Origin of the sequence: Streptomyces sp. NBC_00576 (assembly GCF_036345175.1) — a bacterium.
In the GTDB taxonomy this organism is placed as follows: domain Bacteria; phylum Actinomycetota; class Actinomycetes; order Streptomycetales; family Streptomycetaceae; genus Streptomyces.
Map to the genome: position 1 here is coordinate 7,081,837 of NZ_CP107780.1, position 17,902 is coordinate 7,099,738.

19 protein-coding genes are annotated in these 17,902 nt (G+C 70.5%); 13 read left to right on the plus strand and 6 right to left on the minus strand.

Annotation, left to right across the window (positions count from 1 at the left end; translation table 11 throughout):
• Window positions 1-81 precede the first annotated feature (81 nt).
• Both OG734_RS30925 and OG734_RS30930 read right to left on the minus strand, forming a co-directional pair.
• Window positions 82-1,101, minus strand: a complete 1,020-nt coding sequence (locus OG734_RS30925; RefSeq protein WP_330290721.1) for an SEC-C domain-containing protein — start codon at window positions 1,099-1,101, stop codon at window positions 82-84.
• A gap of 103 nt (window positions 1,102-1,204) precedes the next feature.
• Window positions 1,205-2,680, minus strand: a complete 1,476-nt coding sequence (locus OG734_RS30930) for a beta-1,6-galactanase (protein WP_330290722.1) — start codon at window positions 2,678-2,680, stop codon at window positions 1,205-1,207.
• A gap of 210 nt (window positions 2,681-2,890) precedes the next feature.
• On the opposite strand from OG734_RS30930, the gene OG734_RS30935 reads away from it, so the two are divergent.
• The 4 genes from OG734_RS30935 to OG734_RS30950 all read left to right on the plus strand — a co-directional run bounded on the left by OG734_RS30935 (window position 2,891) and on the right by OG734_RS30950 (window position 5,959).
• Window positions 2,891-3,691 carry a class E sortase gene (locus OG734_RS30935; RefSeq protein ID WP_330290723.1) on the plus strand — a complete coding sequence of 267 codons (801 nt, stop codon included), beginning with the start codon at window positions 2,891-2,893 and terminating at the stop codon, window positions 3,689-3,691.
• A 59-nt stretch (window positions 3,692-3,750) separates the two neighbouring features.
• Window positions 3,751-4,074, plus strand: coding sequence for a DUF6412 domain-containing protein (locus tag OG734_RS30940; RefSeq protein ID WP_330290724.1), 324 nt, complete (start codon window positions 3,751-3,753; stop codon window positions 4,072-4,074).
• 133 nt (window positions 4,075-4,207) lie between these two features.
• Window positions 4,208-4,966, plus strand: coding sequence for a YidC/Oxa1 family membrane protein insertase (locus tag OG734_RS30945; RefSeq protein WP_330293851.1), 759 nt, complete (start codon window positions 4,208-4,210; stop codon window positions 4,964-4,966).
• A 135-nt stretch (window positions 4,967-5,101) separates the two neighbouring features.
• Complete coding sequence (locus OG734_RS30950; protein ID WP_330290725.1) at window positions 5,102-5,959, plus strand: fumarylacetoacetate hydrolase family protein; 858 nt, start codon at window positions 5,102-5,104, stop codon at window positions 5,957-5,959.
• On the opposite strand, the gene OG734_RS30955 is transcribed toward OG734_RS30950, so the two are convergent.
• From OG734_RS30955 to OG734_RS30970, 4 genes are all read right to left on the minus strand, one after another.
• Complete coding sequence (locus tag OG734_RS30955; RefSeq protein WP_330290726.1) at window positions 5,946-7,487, minus strand: condensation domain-containing protein; 1,542 nt, start codon at window positions 7,485-7,487, stop codon at window positions 5,946-5,948. The genes OG734_RS30950 and OG734_RS30955 overlap by 14 nt on opposite strands.
• A 174-nt stretch (window positions 7,488-7,661) precedes the next feature.
• Window positions 7,662-8,525, minus strand: a complete 864-nt coding sequence (locus OG734_RS30960) for an LLM class F420-dependent oxidoreductase (protein WP_330290727.1) — start codon at window positions 8,523-8,525, stop codon at window positions 7,662-7,664.
• 55 nt (window positions 8,526-8,580) lie between these two features.
• On the minus strand, window positions 8,581-9,114 hold the full coding sequence (locus OG734_RS30965) for a heme-degrading domain-containing protein (RefSeq protein WP_330290728.1): 534 nt from the start codon (window positions 9,112-9,114) through the stop codon (window positions 8,581-8,583).
• A complete protein-coding gene (locus OG734_RS30970; protein ID WP_330290729.1) occupies window positions 9,111-10,211 on the minus strand; it encodes a Gfo/Idh/MocA family oxidoreductase in 1,101 nt (366 codons plus the stop codon). Before OG734_RS30970 ends, OG734_RS30965 begins: the two co-directional genes overlap by 4 nt.
• 57 nt (window positions 10,212-10,268) lie before the next feature.
• On the opposite strand from OG734_RS30970, the gene OG734_RS30975 reads away from it, so the two are divergent.
• From OG734_RS30975 to OG734_RS31015, 9 genes are all read left to right on the plus strand, one after another.
• Entirely contained in the window at window positions 10,269-11,702 is a 1,434-nt protein-coding gene (locus tag OG734_RS30975) for an ROK family transcriptional regulator (protein WP_330290730.1), read from the plus strand.
• 87 nt (window positions 11,703-11,789) lie between these two features.
• A complete protein-coding gene (locus OG734_RS30980) occupies window positions 11,790-12,215 on the plus strand; it encodes a hypothetical protein (RefSeq protein WP_330290731.1) in 426 nt (141 codons plus the stop codon).
• Between the two features lie 148 nt (window positions 12,216-12,363).
• Entirely contained in the window at window positions 12,364-13,206 is an 843-nt protein-coding gene (locus tag OG734_RS30985; protein ID WP_330290732.1) for a hypothetical protein, read from the plus strand.
• 105 nt (window positions 13,207-13,311) lie between these two features.
• The gene (locus OG734_RS30990) at window positions 13,312-14,091 is read left to right on the plus strand and encodes an HAD-IIA family hydrolase (RefSeq protein ID WP_330290733.1); all 780 of its coding nucleotides are present in this window, start codon (window positions 13,312-13,314) and stop codon (window positions 14,089-14,091) included.
• A gap of 142 nt (window positions 14,092-14,233) precedes the next feature.
• Window positions 14,234-14,890, plus strand: a complete 657-nt coding sequence (locus OG734_RS30995) for a hypothetical protein (protein WP_330290734.1) — start codon at window positions 14,234-14,236, stop codon at window positions 14,888-14,890.
• Window positions 14,891-14,896: 6 nt separating this feature from the next.
• Entirely contained in the window at window positions 14,897-15,568 is a 672-nt protein-coding gene (locus tag OG734_RS31000; RefSeq protein WP_330290735.1) for a class F sortase, read from the plus strand.
• Between the two features lie 508 nt (window positions 15,569-16,076).
• Window positions 16,077-17,105 carry a glycoside hydrolase family 6 protein gene (locus tag OG734_RS31005; protein WP_330290736.1) on the plus strand — a complete coding sequence of 343 codons (1,029 nt, stop codon included), beginning with the start codon at window positions 16,077-16,079 and terminating at the stop codon, window positions 17,103-17,105.
• Window positions 17,106-17,206: 101 nt separating this feature from the next.
• Complete coding sequence (locus tag OG734_RS31010) at window positions 17,207-17,509, plus strand: hypothetical protein (protein ID WP_330290737.1); 303 nt, start codon at window positions 17,207-17,209, stop codon at window positions 17,507-17,509.
• A 109-nt stretch (window positions 17,510-17,618) separates the two neighbouring features.
• Window positions 17,619-17,885 carry a hypothetical protein gene (locus tag OG734_RS31015; RefSeq protein WP_330290738.1) on the plus strand — a complete coding sequence of 89 codons (267 nt, stop codon included), beginning with the start codon at window positions 17,619-17,621 and terminating at the stop codon, window positions 17,883-17,885.
• Window positions 17,886-17,902 lie beyond the last annotated feature (17 nt).

Consider the following 17,902-nt stretch of genomic DNA (forward strand, 5'->3'; position numbering starts at 1 on the left):
CTGCGCCAGGTCGCGGCCGCAGGAAGGCGCCCAGGTCACGGGCGACGACGCCGGTCTCTTTGGGGGAGCCCCGAAAGACCCCTACACTCCCACCCGCCCGTGGCATCCCTCGTACGCCGTCCCCGACCCGCACCAGCAAGCCACCCCCCGCTGCGGAGGCCAGGCCACCGCCAACCCCCGTGCCGCCAGGGTCGTCGCGTACTGCGGGAGCAACGCGACCTCCCCGGGCGAGGCCTGCTCCGACGCCGCGAAGGCCTCGTAGGAAGGCACCGTTCCCGTGACGATCCCCAGGTTCGCCGTGCCCGAAGCCGCCAGCTCCCGCAGTGACGCCTCTATCGTCGCGAGGTGCTCCTCGTGCGAGGGGTACTCGTCCGCGAGGGCCGGATACGCGGCCACCAGCTCCGCCAGTTCGTCCGCCGGCCAGTGCAGTACCGCCACCGGGAACGGGCGGGACAGCGCCTCCCGGAACGCGCCCAGTTCCGCCCGCAGCCGGGAGATCTCCGCCTGCAGCTCCGCCGGGTTGTCCGAGCCGAGGGACCAGACCCTCTTGGGGTCGTGGAGCTCGTCCAGCGACACCGGCGACGAGTGCAGCGTGTCCGCCAGGGTGTCCCACTCGTCGTGGGCGACGCCCAGCATCCGGCGTACGCGGTGGCGGCCGTACAGCAAGGGGTGGGTGGAGTACGGGGGTTCCTGCGCGTCCGAGACCAGCAGACGGGTCGCCTCCGTGAACGTCTCCTGGGCCGCTTCCAGCTCGTCGTGCGATTCCAGGGACTCCGCGACGATCACCCAGGGGGCCGGATCGCGCGGGGCCTCGGCGCGGACGCCGTCGATGATCGCTCGGGCCTCCGCCTCGTGGCCGTACTCCCACAGGTTCGACGCCTTGAGGGCGCGGACGAGATGGGGGTTCTCCAGGGAACCGGGGGATTGGAGCAGACGGTCGTACAGGGCTGTCGCGGCGGGGCGGTCGCCGGCCAGTTCCAAGTGGGCCGAGGCCTGCACGAGCAGGTGTTCGGCGTCCTCGGGATAGAGGCCGGCGGTCCGCTCCAGGCGGGCCGCTTCGGCGATGTGGTCGACGTTTTCCGCAGGCGTGTCGGGGCGCATGGGATCACCGTACTGCCGACGACCGACATTGAAGAGTGGCGTCCATGACAGGGTTCGCTGAGGAGGGGAGACGCCCGGCCCGGCGTCTCCCCTCCTCAGCGACTCAGATGGTCACCCCGTCCACCTGCAACGTCTGCACCGCCCCCGCCGCGAACGGCACCGCCACCGTCTTGCCGCTCAGGAACCTGTCCGAGCGGGCCGTGTAGAGGTCTCCGCCGCCGCCCGTCACCGTGTTCCAGCGCGGGACCACACCGCCCGAGCCGCCCGTCACCGTGGTGAAGTTGCCGAGGTTGAAGGTCAAGGTCTGGGCCGACGTGGACGTGTTCAGGGCCACGATCACCAGGCGCTTCGCGCTCGCGTCGTAGGCCGCCACCGCATAGCTGACGCCCGTGTCGAGGATCGTCATGCCGGGGCGGATGTGGCGGCTGAACTGGGCCATCACGTAGTGCTTCGTCTGGACCGTCGTCGGCTGGAGTGTGTTCGCGTCGTAGGCGACCATCGCCCAGCCCGCCGTCGGGTCCATGACCTGCCAGTAGACCCAGGCCGTGGGGTGCAGCCAGCGGAAGTCGTAGAGGAGGTTCGAGGCCAGGGTCAGGCCGGTCCCGTCCTTGTCGCCCGTCTCCGAGTTCCACAGCTTCTTGCCGGACGTCGTCACCACGTCCGTGTAGAGGAGGTCGCGCCGGCCCCCCGAACCCTGGTAGCCGTGCGTGTTCACCTGGTTCACCAGGGCCTTCGTCGACGATCCGAAGGCCGCCCAGGTCGAGCGGGCCGTGTCGATGTTCGTCTCGTCCGAGGCCGAGATCTTCACTCCCGTCAGGCCTCGGCTGTTCAACTCGCTTCGCATGTACGGGAGTACGGCGGCCTGGACCGACGCGTCCATGTGGCAGCCCTCCTGCGTACCGGTGGCCGTCCACCAGCTCGCCGAGGGCTCGTTGAACGGGTCCACCGTCGCGAAGTTCACGCCCCAGTTGTTCTTCGCGTAAAGGGCCACGGCGGCCAGGTGGGAGGCGTGCTGGCGGTAGTTCCAGGTCTGGAGGTTGTTGCCGCCGCCCGAGGCGCCCGACGGGTTGTGGTTCGCACACATCCACCACATGGGCGAGTTGGCGAACAACTCGGTCGTCGCCCCGCGCGCCACCGCCTTCGTCAGCGCCGCCCGCTGTTTCGCGTCCGCCGACCAGTTCCAGGCCGAGGACGTGGGGTCCTCGTTGTTCCAGTCTTGCCAGTAGCCCTCGATCTGCTTGAACGCCGGGATGTTCGCCGACGCCACCATGGTCGTGCCGCCCACGCTGTTCCAGCTGGACGCGCCGAGGTTGTAGCGGGCGATGTTCAGGCCCAGACCGGGCAGCGACTTCCCGTTGTACGTCACCGACTTGGTGGTGAAGAAGAGGTCCGCGAAGTCGTCCCGGGCGCCGAACACGTTCGCCCACCAGGCGAGCGAGGTGCCCCAGCCTTCCCAAGTCCCGTACTTCGTCGCGGGGTTGACGGTGATGGTCGCGTCGGCCCGTGCGGTGCCCGTGGCCAGGGCACTACCGAGGACCGTGCCCCCCGCCGCTGCCAGCAGGGATCTGCGTCGGATCATGGCTTCTCCGTCCGGATTCTGACCTTCCCCGTTCATGCCAGAAGGAAGCATCAGGTGTGGTCGGTGAGGTTGTCGAGAGTTGTGACAGCGCTTTCTAAAACCATTGGACAAAGGGGGCTCACAGGGAGGGGACGGACAGGTCTGGTTACTTGGCGAGGTCTGGCCTATCGTGCGGCCCGGCGTCCCCATGAGCGCGAAGGAGGCGTACGCATGCGGGCTCGGGCTCCAGTCGTACGGCACCGCACGCTCCGTCGGCGAGCCTTCCGCCGCCGTGTGATGTGGAGCTGCGGCGAGCTCCTCGTCACCCTCGGCACGGTCCTCGCGCTCCTCGTCGTCCACCAGCTGTGGTGGACCAACCGGCAGGCCGAACAGGGCGCCCGGCGGGAGGTACGGGCCCTGGAGAGGGAGTGGGAAAGCCCCGCGAGCGGCTCCGGTCCCGCCGATGCCACGGATGACCCCGGTTCGGCCGACCCCTCCGGCTCCTCCGGTTCCGCCACCCGCTCCGGCACCGGAACCGACAGCACCAGCCAGACCAACTCCCGCTCATCCACACCCAGTTGGTCCCAGGCGTACGCCATCCTCAGCATCCCCCGCCTCGGTCTCCGCGTCCCCGTCGCCGAGGGCGTCAGCAAGTCGCGCGTCCTCAACAAGGGATACGTCGGCCACTACCCGGGCACCCAACAGCCGGGCCAGGCCGGGAACTTCGCCCTCGCCGGGCACCGCAACACCCACGGCGAACCCTTCCGGTACATCAACCGGCTGCGACGCGGGGACGCCGTCCGGGTCGAGACGGCGGACGCGGTGTACTCGTACACCGTCGACCGGACGCTTCCCCAGACCTCCGCCCGCGACGACGGCGCGATCAGGGCCGTCCCCCGCTCCACCGTCAGACCGGCGTACGGCTACCGCACCCCCGGCTACTACCTCACCCTCACCACCTGCACCCCGGAGTACACGTCCCGTTACCGCCTGGTCGTCTGGGGCAAGCTCACGTCGGTGCGGCCCCGCTGAGCCGAAACCGAGGCATCCTGTATAACGAACGGCAGGACAACAGGAGTGGGGGTGTGGGCATGATCCGGAGCTGGAGTCCGGTCCGGGTGAACCCGCGTACCGCCGCCGCACTGTTCCTGCTCCTCATCGAGGTCGCGCTGCTCGACGCCGGCAGCCTCTCCGCCGCCGTCGCCCTCGCGGCGACCGCCGCGGCCGGATCCGCTCTCGCCGCCTGCTCGCTCATCGCCTCGCGCTGCGCGCCCGCCGTACCGCCCACCCGGGTCCGTACGGCCATCCGCGACCGGGCCCGCCGTACGGCCTTCCTGCCGCAACGCGACCCCGACGCCCGTGGCCGCACCCGCCCCCGCGCCCCCGGTCTCGCCCTCCCGGCGACCACCGCGTAGGGCAGACACAGCACCGACAGCTGCTGACATCCCCGCGCGGGTCGTCATGCCGATCTCCGCATCCACGGAAATCCCGGTACGACGAGACCCTCGGAGGGCTCACTCACCCATGTCCAACGTCCTGTCCACCTTCCTGTCCGCCTTCGCGGGCCTGGTCGAGCAGCTCGCCGACCTGCTCCAGCCCCTCTTCCAGGCCTCCTCGGCCGCCGTCGCGATCATCCTGTTCACCGCGTTCGTACGACTCCTCGTGCACCCCCTCTCCCGCGCGGCGGCGCGTGGACAGCGGGCGCGCGCCGCGCTGCAGCCGAAGGTCGCGGAGCTGCGGAAACGGCACGCGAAGGACCCCAAGAAGCTCCAGCAGGCCGTCATGGCACTGCACGCCGAGGAGAAGGTCTCGCCGCTGTCGGGATGCTTCCCGAGCCTGTTCCAGCTGCCCGCGTTCTTCCTGCTCTACCACCTCTTCTCCAACTCGGAGATCGGCGGCCGGACCAACGGCCTCCTCACCCACAGGCTGTTCGCCGCGCCGCTCGGCGAACGGTGGGCCGACGCGCTCGGCGGGGGCGGGCTCTTCGGGGCCGCCGGGCTCGTCTACCTCGGACTGTTCGTCCTGGTCGGCGCCGTCGCCACCTTCAACTATCGGCGGATGAAGCTGGTGATGGCCGCCAACCCGGTGACGCTGGGCGGTGGCGCTGGCGGCGACGGCGCCGGTGAGGCGGTGCCCGGGCTCGCGTCCGCCGCCAAGCTCGCGCCGTTCATGTCCTTCTTCACGCTGTTCTCCGTGGCCGTGATGCCGCTGGCCGCCGCGCTGTACATGGTGACCAGTACGACCTGGGCCGCCGTCGAGCGGGCGGTGCTGTACCGCTGGCAGCTCGCGCCGCAGTCCAGTACGTGAACAGGTGTTGCGGACCGGACCCCCAGCTTGGACGATCGACCAGTCCTCCGATGAATGATCAGTGGTGTCTGAGTGCGTCACTGAGGGCGGGACTGTGGGCGTGACCGGAGGACGTAACCGAGGGAGAGAGCGACCATGAAGCTGCTGCGAGTCGGTACGGCGGGTGCGGAGCGGCCCGCGCTGCTCGACGCCGAGGGAATCCTGTGGGACCTGTCCGGGGTCGTCGCGGACATCGACGGACCGCTGCTCGCCGACGACGCGGCGCTCGGCCGGATCCGGGCCGCCGCCGACGCCGGTGAGCTGCCCGCGCTGGACGCCACCGGGCTGCGGATCGGGCCACCGCTGGCCCGCATCGGCAAGATCGTGTGCATCGGGCTCAACTACCACGACCACGCCCGCGAGACGGGCGCAGAGCCGCCCGCCGAGCCGGTGATCTTCTTCAAGGCGGCGGACACGGTCGTCGGGCCGTACGACACGGTGCTCGTGCCGCGCGAGTCGACGAAGACCGACTGGGAGGTGGAACTCGCGGTCGTCATCGGACGTACGGCCCGCTACCTCGGTTCGCACGAGGAGGCGCTCGCGCATGTCGCCGGGTACGCGGTCGCGCACGACGTGTCCGAGCGCGAGTTCCAGCTGGAGCGGGGCGGGACCTGGGACAAGGGCAAGAACTGCGAGACGTTCAACCCGCTCGGGCCCTGGCTGGTGACCGCGGACGAGGTGCCGGACCCGCAGGCTCTCGGGCTGCGGCTGTGGGTGAACGGCGAGCTCAAGCAGGACGGTACGACTGCCGAGCAGATCTTCGGGGTCGCCGAAGTCGTGCGGTACGTCAGCCAGTTCCTGACCCTGTACCCGGGTGATGTCATCAACACGGGTACACCGGCGGGGGTTGCGCTGGGTGCGCCCGAGCCGAAGCCGTTTCTTCGGGCCGGGGATGTGGTCGAGCTGGAGATCGAGGGGCTCGGGCGCCAGCGTCAGGAGTTCAAGGACGCGTGAGGGTTTTGACGGGTAGTTCGTTGGCTGCGGGCCCGTGGGGGCTTGTCGCGCAGTTCCCCGCGCCCCTGAAGGCGCCCCTTTGGGGCGCCTCCTGCGCCACCGATGTGATCAGCTCCCGCAGCCTCGCCACGTACAGCCGCATGTTCTTCTGGGCCACGTCCGTGTCCGGGTAGCGGGCCGCGAACTGGAGGCCCTCGTGGAGGCGGGTGGTCCAGGCGCACACCTGGTCGCCGTAGGACACGCGGATCAGGCCGTACGCCTTCAGGTCCTCCCACCTCTCCGAGCCCGCGATGTCCCGCGTGTCGACGAACGAGACGATCGAGTACAGGTCCGGTGAGGTGGGCCGGAAGTCGGAGCCGAGCAGCTTCAGGACCCGGGCGATGGGCATCCTCGACAGGGGTCGCTTCGCCCGCAGCGCGGTGCGGACCAGGTCCAGGGCGCCGTCGAAGTCCGACACCTGGCCCACCGGGATCTCGAGCGGCGCGCCGCCCACGTACCAGCCCACCGAGTCCGACCACTCGGACCTGGCCCGCGTGTGGAACGGTACGACGGTGCGGTAGACCTGCTGCCCGCTGATCTCCCGCACGATGAGGGCGGTGGCCGCGAGGATGCCGATCATGCTGCCGCCGTACGGACGGCAGTACGCCTCGAACGCCGCCGCGTCCGCGTCGTCGGTGAGCCACTCCCGCATCAACTTCTGTGTGGGCAGCGGCCCTTCGGGGTCGAGGCCGAGGTCGACGGGAAAGTTCGGCAGCTTGCCGTCGCACCGCGCGATGAACTTCCGCCACTCGGTGACGATCGAGTGCGTCTCGTCGATCCCGTCGGCGTGCGTACGCTCGCTCGCGCAGAAGTCGACGTAACTGGCGACCGGCGTCGTGTCCACCGTCCTGCCGTCGAGGCCGGCCGTGTAGAGCTGGTGGATCTCGTGGGCGATGCGGAAGATCGAGTACGAGTCGACGTTGGTGTGGTCGAACGCCATGTACACGCTGGTGCTGTCGTCCCTGACGACCGCGCTGTAGATGAAGTTCGGCCAGGTCAGCGCGTCCGCCGCGATGTCGAACCGATCCTGCAGATAGCGGGGCAGCGCCGCCCCGTCCGCGAAGACGCCGACGTCCTCGCGGTGCAGGACGACGGCGTCGGCGGCGAGGGTGAAGCGCCGCAGTTCGTCGTTGAGAGATCCGGGAGATCCGGGAGATCCGGGAGAGCCCGGTGATCCGAGCGGGCCTTCCACCCAGCGGAAACCGCTGCGCAGCGTCTCGTGTCGCAGCGTCCAGGTCCGCAACGCCTCCTGGAGGACGTCGAGATCGACCCGCCCGGGGATGTCGAAGGCCGTGCCGAGCCACGTCGGTACGAACAGGCCGTCCTCGCGCACGGTTCGCGCGGTTCGGACGTGAGCCTCCTGTACGTACGCGGGTGGGCGGGCGTCCTCGGGCAGGTCGGCCACGCTGTTGACGGTCGTCGGATGCAGGGTCCAGGTCACGAGCCGTCCGGGCCGGATCTCGCAACGGTGGATATCGGTCAATCGCACGGGACTTCTCCGTTCGCATGCGTGTCACCGGGCTCCTGGATCCCGCCCGATGACACGTGCAGACAAACGACCGAACACATCCGGAGGAAACGCCACCGCCTCAGGGCCTGACCAGATCCCCTCCAGTCCCTTACGCCTCGCTCACGTCTCGCACGTCCCGCTCGTCGCTCCCGGTTACTTCAGGAGGTCGGCCAGGCGGCGCCAGCCGTCGCGGGGGAGGGCGTCCCTGGACCGGTCCTCGACGACCTGGAGGGCGACATGGTCCGCGCCCGCCGTGTGGAAGGCGCCGATCCGCTCACGGATCCGGTCCTCGCTGCCCCACGCGAACACCGCGTCGATCAGACGGTCGCTGCCGCCGTCCGTGAGGTCGTTCTCGGTGAAGCCGATGCGCAGGAAGTTGTTGGTGTAGTTCGGCAGGGTCAGGTAGAAGGCGAGGGCGGAGCGGGCGGTCGTACGGGCCCGGTCCGGGTCGGTGTCCAGGATGACCTTCAACTCCGGTGCCAGCAGCGGGGCTTCGCCCAGTGCTTCGCGGGCCTGCGCGGTGTGCTCGGGGGTCACGAGGTACGGGTGCGAGCCGGCGGCGCGGTCCCGGGAGAGCCCCAGCATCTTCGGGCCGAGCGCGGCCAGCACCCGGCGTTCGGCGGGCTGTCCGGCCGCGTCCAGGGCGTCCAGGTACTCGACCATCGAGGTGTACGGGCGACGGTACCGTTCCGCCATCCCGGCGTGGCTCACCCCGAGGCCGAGCAGGAAGCGACCGGGGTGGGTCGCCTCCAACTCCGCTATACGGGACGCCGTTTCGGTGGCGTCTTCCTGCCAGATGGTCTGGATGCCGGTCGCCACGACGAGCCGCGAGGTCGCCTCGACGAGCGGAACCGCGTGCCGTACGCCCGGGCTGCCGCCCAACCAGGCTGCGCCGAAGCCCAGTTCCTCCACTTCGGCGGCGGCCTCGGCGCGCTCGGTGAGGCCTTCGGGGTCCTCCGCCCGCAGCCCGAGACTGAAGATGCCGTACCGACCGACTGTCTCTTTCAGGGATGTCATTGCAGTCCCAACCGGAGGGCCCCTCGGGATAATTCCCGGCGCACCACACGTCCTCCTACACCTTGAGGAAGAGCCCCAGCGCCTCCACGACCATCCGGTGGTCCTGGAGTTGGGGCAGCCCCGACACCGTCACCGCGCCGATCACGCCGACGCCCTCTACCGTGATCGGGAACGAGCCGCCGTGGGCCGCATACGTGTCGGGGTCGAGGCGCGAGTCGTCCTCGAACGTCGTGCCCTTGGCGCGGAAGCGGGCGCCCACCAGGTAGGAGGAGGCGCCGTAACGCTCCACCACCCGGCGCTTGCGGTCGATCCAGGCGTCGTTGTCGGGGGTCGAGCCGGGCAGGGCGGCGTGGAAGAGCTGCTGACCGGCGCGGTGGATGTCGACGGCCACCGGCGCCTGCCGCTCCCGCGCGAGCTCCACCAGCAGTGAACCCAGCGCCCACGCGTCCTCGTACGAGAACTCCCGGAACACCAGGTGCCGTTGCTGTGCTTCGAGTTCCTCGACGCTCGGGGTGAGTTCGGGCGCGATGCGCGGCCCGAGCGACGGCTGTCCGCTCGCCTTGTGGCCGCCGGGCTTCTGACTGGTCATCGCAGGGTCACCGTCACCTTCTCGTTCGCGGAACGCCGGGCGGCTTCCAGCACGTCGAGCGCGGCCGCCGCCTCCAGTGCGGTCACCGGGTTGGGGCCGCCGTCGCGCAGGGCCGCGGCGATCGCAGAGTAGTACTTCTCGTACGCCCCCGGCAGCGTCGGCTCCGGCCGGCCGCCGCCTGTGAGCGGGGACTCACCCGACCCGACCCGCCCCCACATGCTCTCCGGTTCGAGCCCCCAACCGGCGTCGCCCGGCCGCCCGCCCGCCTTCAGGGTGTCCTCCTGTGGATCGAGGCCGTACTTCACGTACCCGGCCCGCGAGCCCAAGACCCGGAAGCGCGGGCCGAGTTGGGCGGTGGTCGCGGAGACGTACAGATGGGTGCGGACACCGCTCGTGTGGGTGAGCGCGATGAACGTGTCGTCGTCGGTCTCGGCGCCCTGGCGGCGGATGTCCGTCTCGGCGTACACGGAGTCGACGGGGCCGAAGAGGACCAGTGCCTGGTCGACGACGTGACTGCCGAGGTCGTACAGCAGTCCGCCGAACTCCGCCGGGTCGCCGGACTCGCGCCAGCCGCCCTTCGTCTGCGGACGCCACCGCTCGAACCGCGACTCGAACCGCCACACGTCACCCAGCTCGCCCTCGGCGATCAGCTTGCGCAGGGTGCGGAAGTCGTGGTCCCAGCGGCGGTTCTGGAAGACGGAGAGGAGCAGTCCCTGCTGGTCGGCGAGGGCGGCGAGGCCACGTGCCTCGGCCGCCGTGCCCGCGACCGGCTTGTCGACGACGACCGGCAGACCGGCCTTGAGGGCGGCGGTCGCCAGCGGGACGTGCGTCTTGTTCGGGGACGCGATGACGACCAGGTCCAGCTCGTCGGCCCGGGCGAACAGCTCGTCCGGGGCGCCGGCGATCCGGACGTCCCGGAACCCGGCGCGGGCCTTGGCCTGCCGCTCGGGGTTCGCCGTGACGACCGTGTCGAGGACGAGGCCCTCGGTGGCGGCGATCAGCGGGGCGTGGAAGACGGAGCCCGCGAGGCCGTAGCCGACGAGGCCGATGCGGAGGGGAGTGCCACTCGGGCCAGGGGTGCCAGTCGTACCAGTCATGCCGTCCACTTTCGCAACGCTGTTGCCAAAGTGCAAGCAGCGGGGACAATAGTTCACGTGAACAGGACGAACGCCATCGCGAACCCGACCGGGAACGCCACCGCCACGGTCCCCGGGGTGAACCTGCTTGCCCTGCGCAGCCACAACGCCGCGCTCGTCCTCGACCTCCTGCGCGCGGCCGGCGCCGAGGGCATCAGCCGCCTCGAACTGGCCGAGCGGACCGGTCTGACCCCCCAGGCGGTCAGCAAGATCACCGCCCGCCTCCGCACCGAGGGCCTGGCCACCCAGGCGGGCCACCGAGCCTCGACGGGCGGCAAGCCACGCACGGTACTGCGACTGGTACCGCAGGCGGGCCACGCAGTGGGCGTCCACCTGGACCGCGACGAGGTGAGGGTGGTGCTGGTCGATCTCGTGGGGTCCGTGGTGGGGGAGCGCCGCGCCCCCCTGGACCTGGGCGCGGGCGCGGAGGCCGTGATCGAGGGGGTGGCGGGGGTGGTCGAGGCGCTGCTTGGCGGGGGCGGGGGCGTGGGGGAGGTCGGGACGCTGCCGCTTGGCCGGGGGCCGGGCGAGACTGTGGTGCTGCCGGGCGGGGGGCCGGGGGAGACCGACGGGCCGCTTGGCGGGGGGCCGGGGGAGACCGACGGGCCGCTTGGCGGGGGGCCGGGTGGGTCTGGCGGGTTCGAGGGGGCTGGTGGGTCCGGGCAGTCCGGCGGGTCTGGTGGGTCGGGGGAGTTCGGCGGGTCTGGTGGGTCTGGGCAGTTCAGAGGGTCCCGCGGGTTCGAGGAGTCCAGGGGGTCCGGTCGCTCCGGCGGGCCGGGTACGCAGGGCGTCGCCCTTCTCGGGGTCGGTGTGGCTCTGCCCGGGCCGCTCGATCACGTGCGGGGCGTGCTCCATCGGGTCACCGGGTTTCCCGAGTGGGACGGGTTTCCGTTGCGGGACGCGCTGGCGCGGCGGCTCGGGGTGCCGGTCGCCGTCGACAAGGACACCAACGCCGCCGCGCTCGGGCTGGCGGTCGGGGGCGAGGGCGGCTCCTTCGCCTACCTGCATCTCGGTACCGGCCTCGGGGCCGGCCTGGTGATCGGCGGGGCGCTGCACCGGGGGGCCAGGACCGGCGCCGGCGAGTTCGGGCATCAGGTCATCCAACTGGACGGTCCGCCCTGCGGTTGCGGCGACCGTGGCTGCATCGAGGCGCTGTGTCTCGGCGCGGTGGCTCGCGGCGACCTGGACGAGGCGGCCCGGGTGCTCGGCGCCGGCGCCGCGAACCTCGTGGGGCTGCTCGACATCGACCGGGTGCTGCTGGGTGGCCGTACCGTCGCCGCGGAGCCGGAACGGTTCGTACGAGGGGTTGCCGCCGTTCTCGCCGGGCGCGCCCGGCGTGAGGGCGCCGACCAGGCGGTGCCCGTACGGGTCGCCCCCGGCGGGGCGCGCGTAGTTGCGGAGGGCGCGGCCCAACTGCTCCTCGCGCCGCTGTTCGGACGGGCCGACGGGTAGCGGGACCACCGCCCGCCCGCCCGTTCAACTTCTCCCCTCGGAAAAAACTCCGTGGGACCGGCCGCCCAACCTTGCGACCCTCAGTCCATGACCGCACGCAACCGGCGCAAGCGACTCGCCCGCAGACTTCCGCGGCACCGGGCCTGGCCGCTGACCACCACCGAGGTCAATGAGTCCCTCGGTGAACTCGCTTCCCAGATACGGGAGTTGCGCTTCCTCAACGGGCCCGGCAGCGGGACGATCGTGCTCGGAGCCAGATGGCTCGCCCCCGAGTCCCGCAACTACGGCCGGGGCATCCACCCGGACAGCGTCGGCTTCTACGTGGACGTCCACCCGATCGACGCGGCCGATCGAGCCGCCATCCGCGCCACTCTGAAGGAAGCCGCCCTCCCGCAACTCCACGCCTGGATCACGCAGGGCCTCGCCGACGCAGAGACCTGGCGCCAGACCCACCACCTCCACTACTGGCGCCTCACCGACGGCCGTCTCACCCACGCCGACGAGGAAATGTGAGCCGACGGGAAAGCGTGAAGCGCCGCGTCCGCCGATCGGGCGCATTCGCGAGCCCGTTCGGGGCGTAGCCCCACACTCCCCGGAGCGGTGCCGCCCACCCCCTCCACCGTCCCGGCATGGTCATGTGTTCATGCGACTGTGTACCTGTATGACCGCGACCCTCACCGCGACCGCCACTTCCACCCTCACCACCACCCTCACCGCGACCATGACCGCCGCCCTCATCGCCACACCCGGAGCCCTCTCCGCCCCCGCGCACGCGGCCACCTGCGCCACCACCCCCACCGACCGCACCTTCCCCCTCACCACCCGCATCCACGGCGGCCCCACCGCCTACGAGGCCGGTGGCGAGCACCGGACCTGGCGGCTCGACCTCACCAACAACACCGCCCGCACCTGCACGGACATCCACCCCGTCCTCGTACTCGTCGACGAGCGCCGTGCCCTGACGACCACTCAGCCGCGCCTGGAGTTCTACGACGGACATCGCCCCCGCCCCTACCCTGTGCGGTTCGAGGCCACCGACGCCGACGAGACCATCGGGGTCTTCGACGGTGACGGGTTTCCCGGATTCACTGTCGGGCCCGGGCGAACCGTCTCCGTGGAGGTGCGGCTCGCGATCGATGCCGGGGCGGTGGCAAACGACATCGTCGCCAACGCCGCCGTCATCCAGCGGCACGCCGACGACGGCGACTGGGTCGGCCAGTCCAACGACTACCGCTTCCGCGTCGTAGCCCCGGCCCCCACCTCCGCTCCCGCCTCCACCTCCGCCCCCACCTCCGCCCCCACCTCCGCCGCCTCCGCCTCCGCCGACCCGGCGTCACCCCGTCCCGTACCCGGCGTACAGGACGGGCTGCCGTACACCGGTGAGCTCGCCGGCACCGGTCGACGCGAGGCCGCTCTGCGCCTCGGGGGCATCGCGTTCGTGCTGCTGCTGACCGGCGGCGGGGTGCTGCTGCTCGTCCGGGTCCGAGGCGTGGGACGGACATAAACCGGCCATTCCCCCAAGATCCGGCCTGTGACAGGGTGGGTGGACGCGGCATCTCGTACGCGTGTACGGCAACGCAGAACGCAGTGCAGGAGCAGGAGACCGGACATGGCAGACCGCAAGCCCATCGACTCGTGGCTCACCGACATGGACGGTGTGCTTATTCACGAGGGCGTGCCGATCCCCGGCGCCGATGCCTTCATCAAGAAGCTGCGCGAGTCGGGCAAGCCCTTCCTGGTGCTCACCAACAACTCGATCTACACCCCGCGAGACCTGCACGCCCGGCTGCGCCGCATGGGCCTGGAGGTGCCCGTCGACAACATCTGGACGTCGGCGCTCGCCACCGCCAAGTTCCTCGACGACCAGCGCCCCGGCGGGACCGCCTATGTCATCGGCGAGGCCGGCCTGACCACGGCCCTGCACGACATCGGGTACATCCTCACCGACCACGAGCCCGACTACGTGGTCCTCGGCGAGACGCGCACGTACTCCTTCGAGGCCATGACCAAGGCCGTACGCCTCATCGAGAACGGCGCCCGTTTCATCGCCACCAACCCGGACGAGACCGGCCCCTCGACCGAGGGCCCGCTGCCCGCGACCGGTGCCGTCGCCGCGCTGATCACCAAGGCGACCGGCCGGAAGCCGTACTTCGCGGGCAAGCCCAATCCCCTGATGATGCGGACCGGGCTGAACGCGATCGGCGCGCACTCCGAGACCAGCGCGATGATCGGCGACCGTATGGACACCGACGTCCTGGCCGGCATCGAGGCCGGGATGCAGACCTTCCTGGTGCTCACCGGCCTGACCGGACCCGACCAGGTCGAGAACTTCCCGTACCGCCCGTCCAAGATCGTCGACTCCATCGCGGACCTCGTCGACCGCATCTGAGCCCCCCCGCCGGACCCTCTTCGCCAGGCCCTCCTCCCCTACCTCTCCAAACCCTTCGCCACCCGTACGGAGCAGCCGTACCCGCTCCGGAGATGCGGACCGGCGTTCGGAGGAGGAGTCTCCAGATGTCTGGAGGTTCACGATGGGTTCCACACGTCTCACTCTCTGTGCCGGTGCCGCGGTCGCCGCCGCGCTCACCGCCGTACCCGTGGCGTACGCCGCCGGCGGGGGCATCACGGTGACCCCTGCATCCCCGGCACCCGGCAGCGACCTACGGCTGGTCGTGCACGGCTGTACGGGGAAGACGGGGACCGCGAAGTCCGAGGCGTTCGTCGCCGATGTGCTGCTCGCGGGGCAGGGGCAGGACGGGGCGCTCGTCGGAGGGTCCCGCGTCCGCTCCTCGCTCACGCCTGGCACGTACGACGTCACGGTCGGCTGCGACGGTCAGAACGGCAAGGTCAAGGGCACGATCGCCGTCTTCGCGAAGGGGACGCACGAAGGGGCCGGAAAGCCGTCCTCCGCCGAGCCCTCGCGTGCGCCTGCCGCGCCCGCCTCGCCTGCCGCGCCCGCCTCGCCTGCCGCGCCCGCCTCGCCTGCCGCGCCCGCCTCACCCGTCGCTCCCGTGCCCGCCGGTGGTGGCGGCGCGGCGACGGAACTGGCCGCCGCCGAGCGGCTCGCCCATGACGCGCGGGGCACCGGCCCCGGCACCCGGCAGGCCGTGGTCGGGCTGGTCCTCGCGGGTGTGGCGGCGGTCGTCGTGGCGGTGCGCGGTTTCCGCCGGGGCCGTGGGACGGACTGAGCCGCCATGACCGACGACGACCGCGAACGGTCCTCCGGCGCCGGGCGCCTGACCATGGGCGTGGCCTGGGCGCTGCTGCTCCTCGGGCTGTGGCTGTGGGGCCGTGAGGTGACCGACGTACGCCATGGCATATCCGCGCCGACCACCGGCGACGTCGCGGCGGTCGGCCGCCCCCCGGACCCCGAACTCCCGCCCGCGCACGAGCCGTTGAGCGGCGCCCTGCCGCAGCGCGTGGACATACCCGAACTGGGCGTGCAGGCCCCGGTGGTGGTCCGCGGCCTCGACCGGCGCGGCGCGATCGATCCGCCGCCCTTCGACCAGGCGGGCGTCGTGGGCTGGTACGGATCCGGCACCCGGCCCGGCGCCGCCGGCACTGCCCTCCTCGTCGGACACGTCGACACCGAGACCCGCCCCGCCGTCTTCTACAAGGTCAGCACCCTGCGGCCGGGCGCGACGATCCGGGTCACCCGCGCCGACGGCAAGGTCGCCGAGTTCACCGTCGACGACGTCAAGGTCCTGCCCCGTGACCGCTTCGACGCCCAACAGGCGTACGGCACACGGCAGTCGGGCCGCGCGGAACTCCGGCTCATCACCTGTGGCGGTACGTTCGACCGGGTCACCCGCACCTACACGGCGAACGTGATCGTGTCGGCGTACCTGACGGGTGCGGCCGTCTGAACCTCTGACGCGTCCTCTGCGTCCCCCGCCCTGCCCGGTCGACGACCCGTTCCCCCCAGAGCCGTCGACCGGGCTGGTCCTCGACCGCGGGCGCACGGGCTGCGGGAGTAACCCGGCGACCGGCGCGGGAGGTTCGGTGCCCGCCGCTGAAAACCCTGAAATCCCGGATAACGCGGACGGTGAAGTGTTGGCCGGGGCCGGGGCCGTCTGAGACGACTGTAGAACGGATGTGCGCCCAGGCCTAGAGGCGGAATGACGCCAAGTCCCGGTCCGGTGGCTCTGTGTTATCCATGCAGGTAATAGATAGTTCTACGACCTGGTCCGCTGTCGCTGTTCAGACCTCGGTGTGCAGGGCCTCGGGCGCGCGAATCAGCCGACCGAACACGCTGTAACAGCTAGCCGACAAGGCACGGGCGACCTCGTGGGCGCCCGGCCACCTATGTCAGGATTGAGGCTTACGCCACTGCATCCAGGGGGGACCAGGACAGTGCACCCGAGGGGGAGTTCGATGTTCGGCAGTAAGGGGGCGTCCTGGGGGAGGGCGTCCGCGGCGGTGCTGGGGGCGGCACTGCTGCTCACCGGTTGTTCCTCCTCCGACAAGGGGGACGGCGACGAGCCGGGCAAGGAAGCGGAAGCCCGGATCACCCAACAGCCCAAGGGCACCAACCCGTTCTGGGTGAACCCCGACGGCAACGCGGCGGAACAGGTCGCCGCGTACGTCAAGAACGACAAGACCACGGACGCCGAGCAGATCCGGAAGATCGCCGAGCAGCCGACCGGCGAGTGGATCAGCCCGGAGAACCCGGAGGCGGAGGCCCGCGGCTTCACGGAGGCCGCGCAGAAGGCGGACCGCTCCGCGCTCCTCGTCCTCTACAACATCCCGCACCGCGACTGCGGCCAGTACTCCAGCGGAGGCGCCGCCGACGGCGACAGCTACCGCGCCTGGATCGACGGCGTCGCCAGGGGCATCGGTGACCGTGCGGCCACGGTGATCCTGGAACCGGACGCGATCCTCCACCTCGTGGACGGCTGCACCCAGGACGAGTTCCACGAGGAGCGGTACGACCTGCTGAGCGGCGCGATCGACACCCTGTCGGCGCTGAAGAACACGAAGGTGTACCTGGACGCGGGGAACGCGGGATGGACACATCCCGACCAGATCTTCGAGCCGCTCCAGTGGGCGGGCATCGAGAAGGCGGACGGGTTCTCCGTCAACGTGTCCAACTTCTACTCGACGGCTGATTCCATCAAGTACGGCAAGGAGCTGTCGGCGAAGGTGGGGGCCAAGCACTTCGTGGTGGACACGTCCCGTAACGGGAACGGCCCGTACAGCGGGGGCAAGGCGGACGAGAACTGGTGCAACCCTCCTGGGAGGGCGCTCGGGGAGTCTCCGACCGTGAAGACGGCCGATCCGCTTGTCGACGCGTATCTGTGGGTCAAGCGTCCCGGGGAGTCCGACGGAGAGTGCAAGGGCGGGCCCAAGGCCGGGCAGTGGTGGGTCGACTACGCGCTGAAGCTCGCGAAGGCGAGTGACTGACCAGACGGGCCCACATCCCTGAAAGCCAAAGCCCAATCGGCGCCCTTCTCTTGAAGGGCGCCGATCTTTTCGTACCGCTGGTGATTCAGGGGCCTTGCGCCGTGATCAAGTCGAGGCTGGGCTGGAGCATCATGGAAATGCAAGAGAAGTCTGGCAGGCCAGGGATGAAGACAGAGGTAGAAATGACAGGTGAACCGGACGAAAAGAAGCGCGGGTTCTCTCTGCTGCGATTCACCCTCATGCTTTTCGCCATCGCGATAGCGCACTTCGCGACCGCTGTGGGCTTCGGGCACTCCACCATGAACGCGCTGGAGACCCTGGCCGAAGACACGGTCATGCTTTTCGCTGTGGTCTCGGTCGTCGCCTGCGTCAGGTTCAGGATGCGGCAGAAAGCGCAGAGCTAACGGATCCGGCCAGGAATGCGTCGGGGCGACGGCTGCCGCGTGCGGCATGCTCGCCCCGACATACGTCCTCGGTGTGAGGAGCACAGGCGACAGCTGATCTAAGAACGCCATGACGAGAGAAGAAGAGAAGGAGCAAAAGGCGCGCAAGGGCTGGCGTGAGGTCCCGCTGGCGTTCGTGGCCTTCATGCTCCTGGGCGGCGCGGTCCTGAAGTTCGTGTTTGCCGTTCTCGCTCTGCTCGCCCCCGGCTCCGGCTTCTCCGCCGGGAAACTGTTGGACGCCCTGATCCACCCGGTCTGGGGTGTGCTGATCTCCTGCGCGCTGCTCTGGATCTTCGCCCGCCTCAAATCGAGGAAGAAGGGGAGCGCACAGGGCTGAGCGGCTCCGGCGAAGTC

Excerpts from the sequence above, each read along its gene's own strand:
- OG734_RS30990 (WP_330290733.1), top strand. The coding sequence starts at position 13,312 with ATGGCAGACCGCAAGCCCATCGACTCGTGGCTCACCGACATGGACGGT.
- OG734_RS30935 (WP_330290723.1), top strand. The coding sequence starts at position 2,891 with ATGCGGGCTCGGGCTCCAGTCGTACGGCACCGCACGCTCCGTCGGCGA.
- OG734_RS31005 (WP_330290736.1), top strand. The coding sequence starts at position 16,077 with ATGTTCGGCAGTAAGGGGGCGTCCTGGGGGAGGGCGTCCGCGGCGGTG.
- OG734_RS30965 (WP_330290728.1), bottom strand. The coding sequence starts at position 9,114 with ATGACCAGTCAGAAGCCCGGCGGCCACAAGGCGAGCGGACAGCCGTCG.
- OG734_RS30970 (WP_330290729.1), bottom strand. The coding sequence starts at position 10,211 with ATGACTGGTACGACTGGCACCCCTGGCCCGAGTGGCACTCCCCTCCGC.
- OG734_RS30995 (WP_330290734.1), top strand. The coding sequence starts at position 14,234 with ATGGGTTCCACACGTCTCACTCTCTGTGCCGGTGCCGCGGTCGCCGCC.
- OG734_RS30925 (WP_330290721.1), bottom strand. The coding sequence starts at position 1,101 with ATGCGCCCCGACACGCCTGCGGAAAACGTCGACCACATCGCCGAAGCG.
- OG734_RS30960 (WP_330290727.1), bottom strand. The coding sequence starts at position 8,525 with ATGACATCCCTGAAAGAGACAGTCGGTCGGTACGGCATCTTCAGTCTC.
- OG734_RS30985 (WP_330290732.1), top strand. The coding sequence starts at position 12,364 with ATGACCGCGACCCTCACCGCGACCGCCACTTCCACCCTCACCACCACC.
- OG734_RS30950 (WP_330290725.1), top strand. The coding sequence starts at position 5,102 with ATGAAGCTGCTGCGAGTCGGTACGGCGGGTGCGGAGCGGCCCGCGCTG.
- OG734_RS31000 (WP_330290735.1), top strand. The coding sequence starts at position 14,897 with ATGACCGACGACGACCGCGAACGGTCCTCCGGCGCCGGGCGCCTGACC.
- OG734_RS30980 (WP_330290731.1), top strand. The coding sequence starts at position 11,790 with ATGACCGCACGCAACCGGCGCAAGCGACTCGCCCGCAGACTTCCGCGG.
- OG734_RS31015 (WP_330290738.1), top strand. The coding sequence starts at position 17,619 with ATGACGAGAGAAGAAGAGAAGGAGCAAAAGGCGCGCAAGGGCTGGCGT.
- OG734_RS30930 (WP_330290722.1), bottom strand. The coding sequence starts at position 2,680 with ATGATCCGACGCAGATCCCTGCTGGCAGCGGCGGGGGGCACGGTCCTC.
- OG734_RS30940 (WP_330290724.1), top strand. The coding sequence starts at position 3,751 with ATGATCCGGAGCTGGAGTCCGGTCCGGGTGAACCCGCGTACCGCCGCC.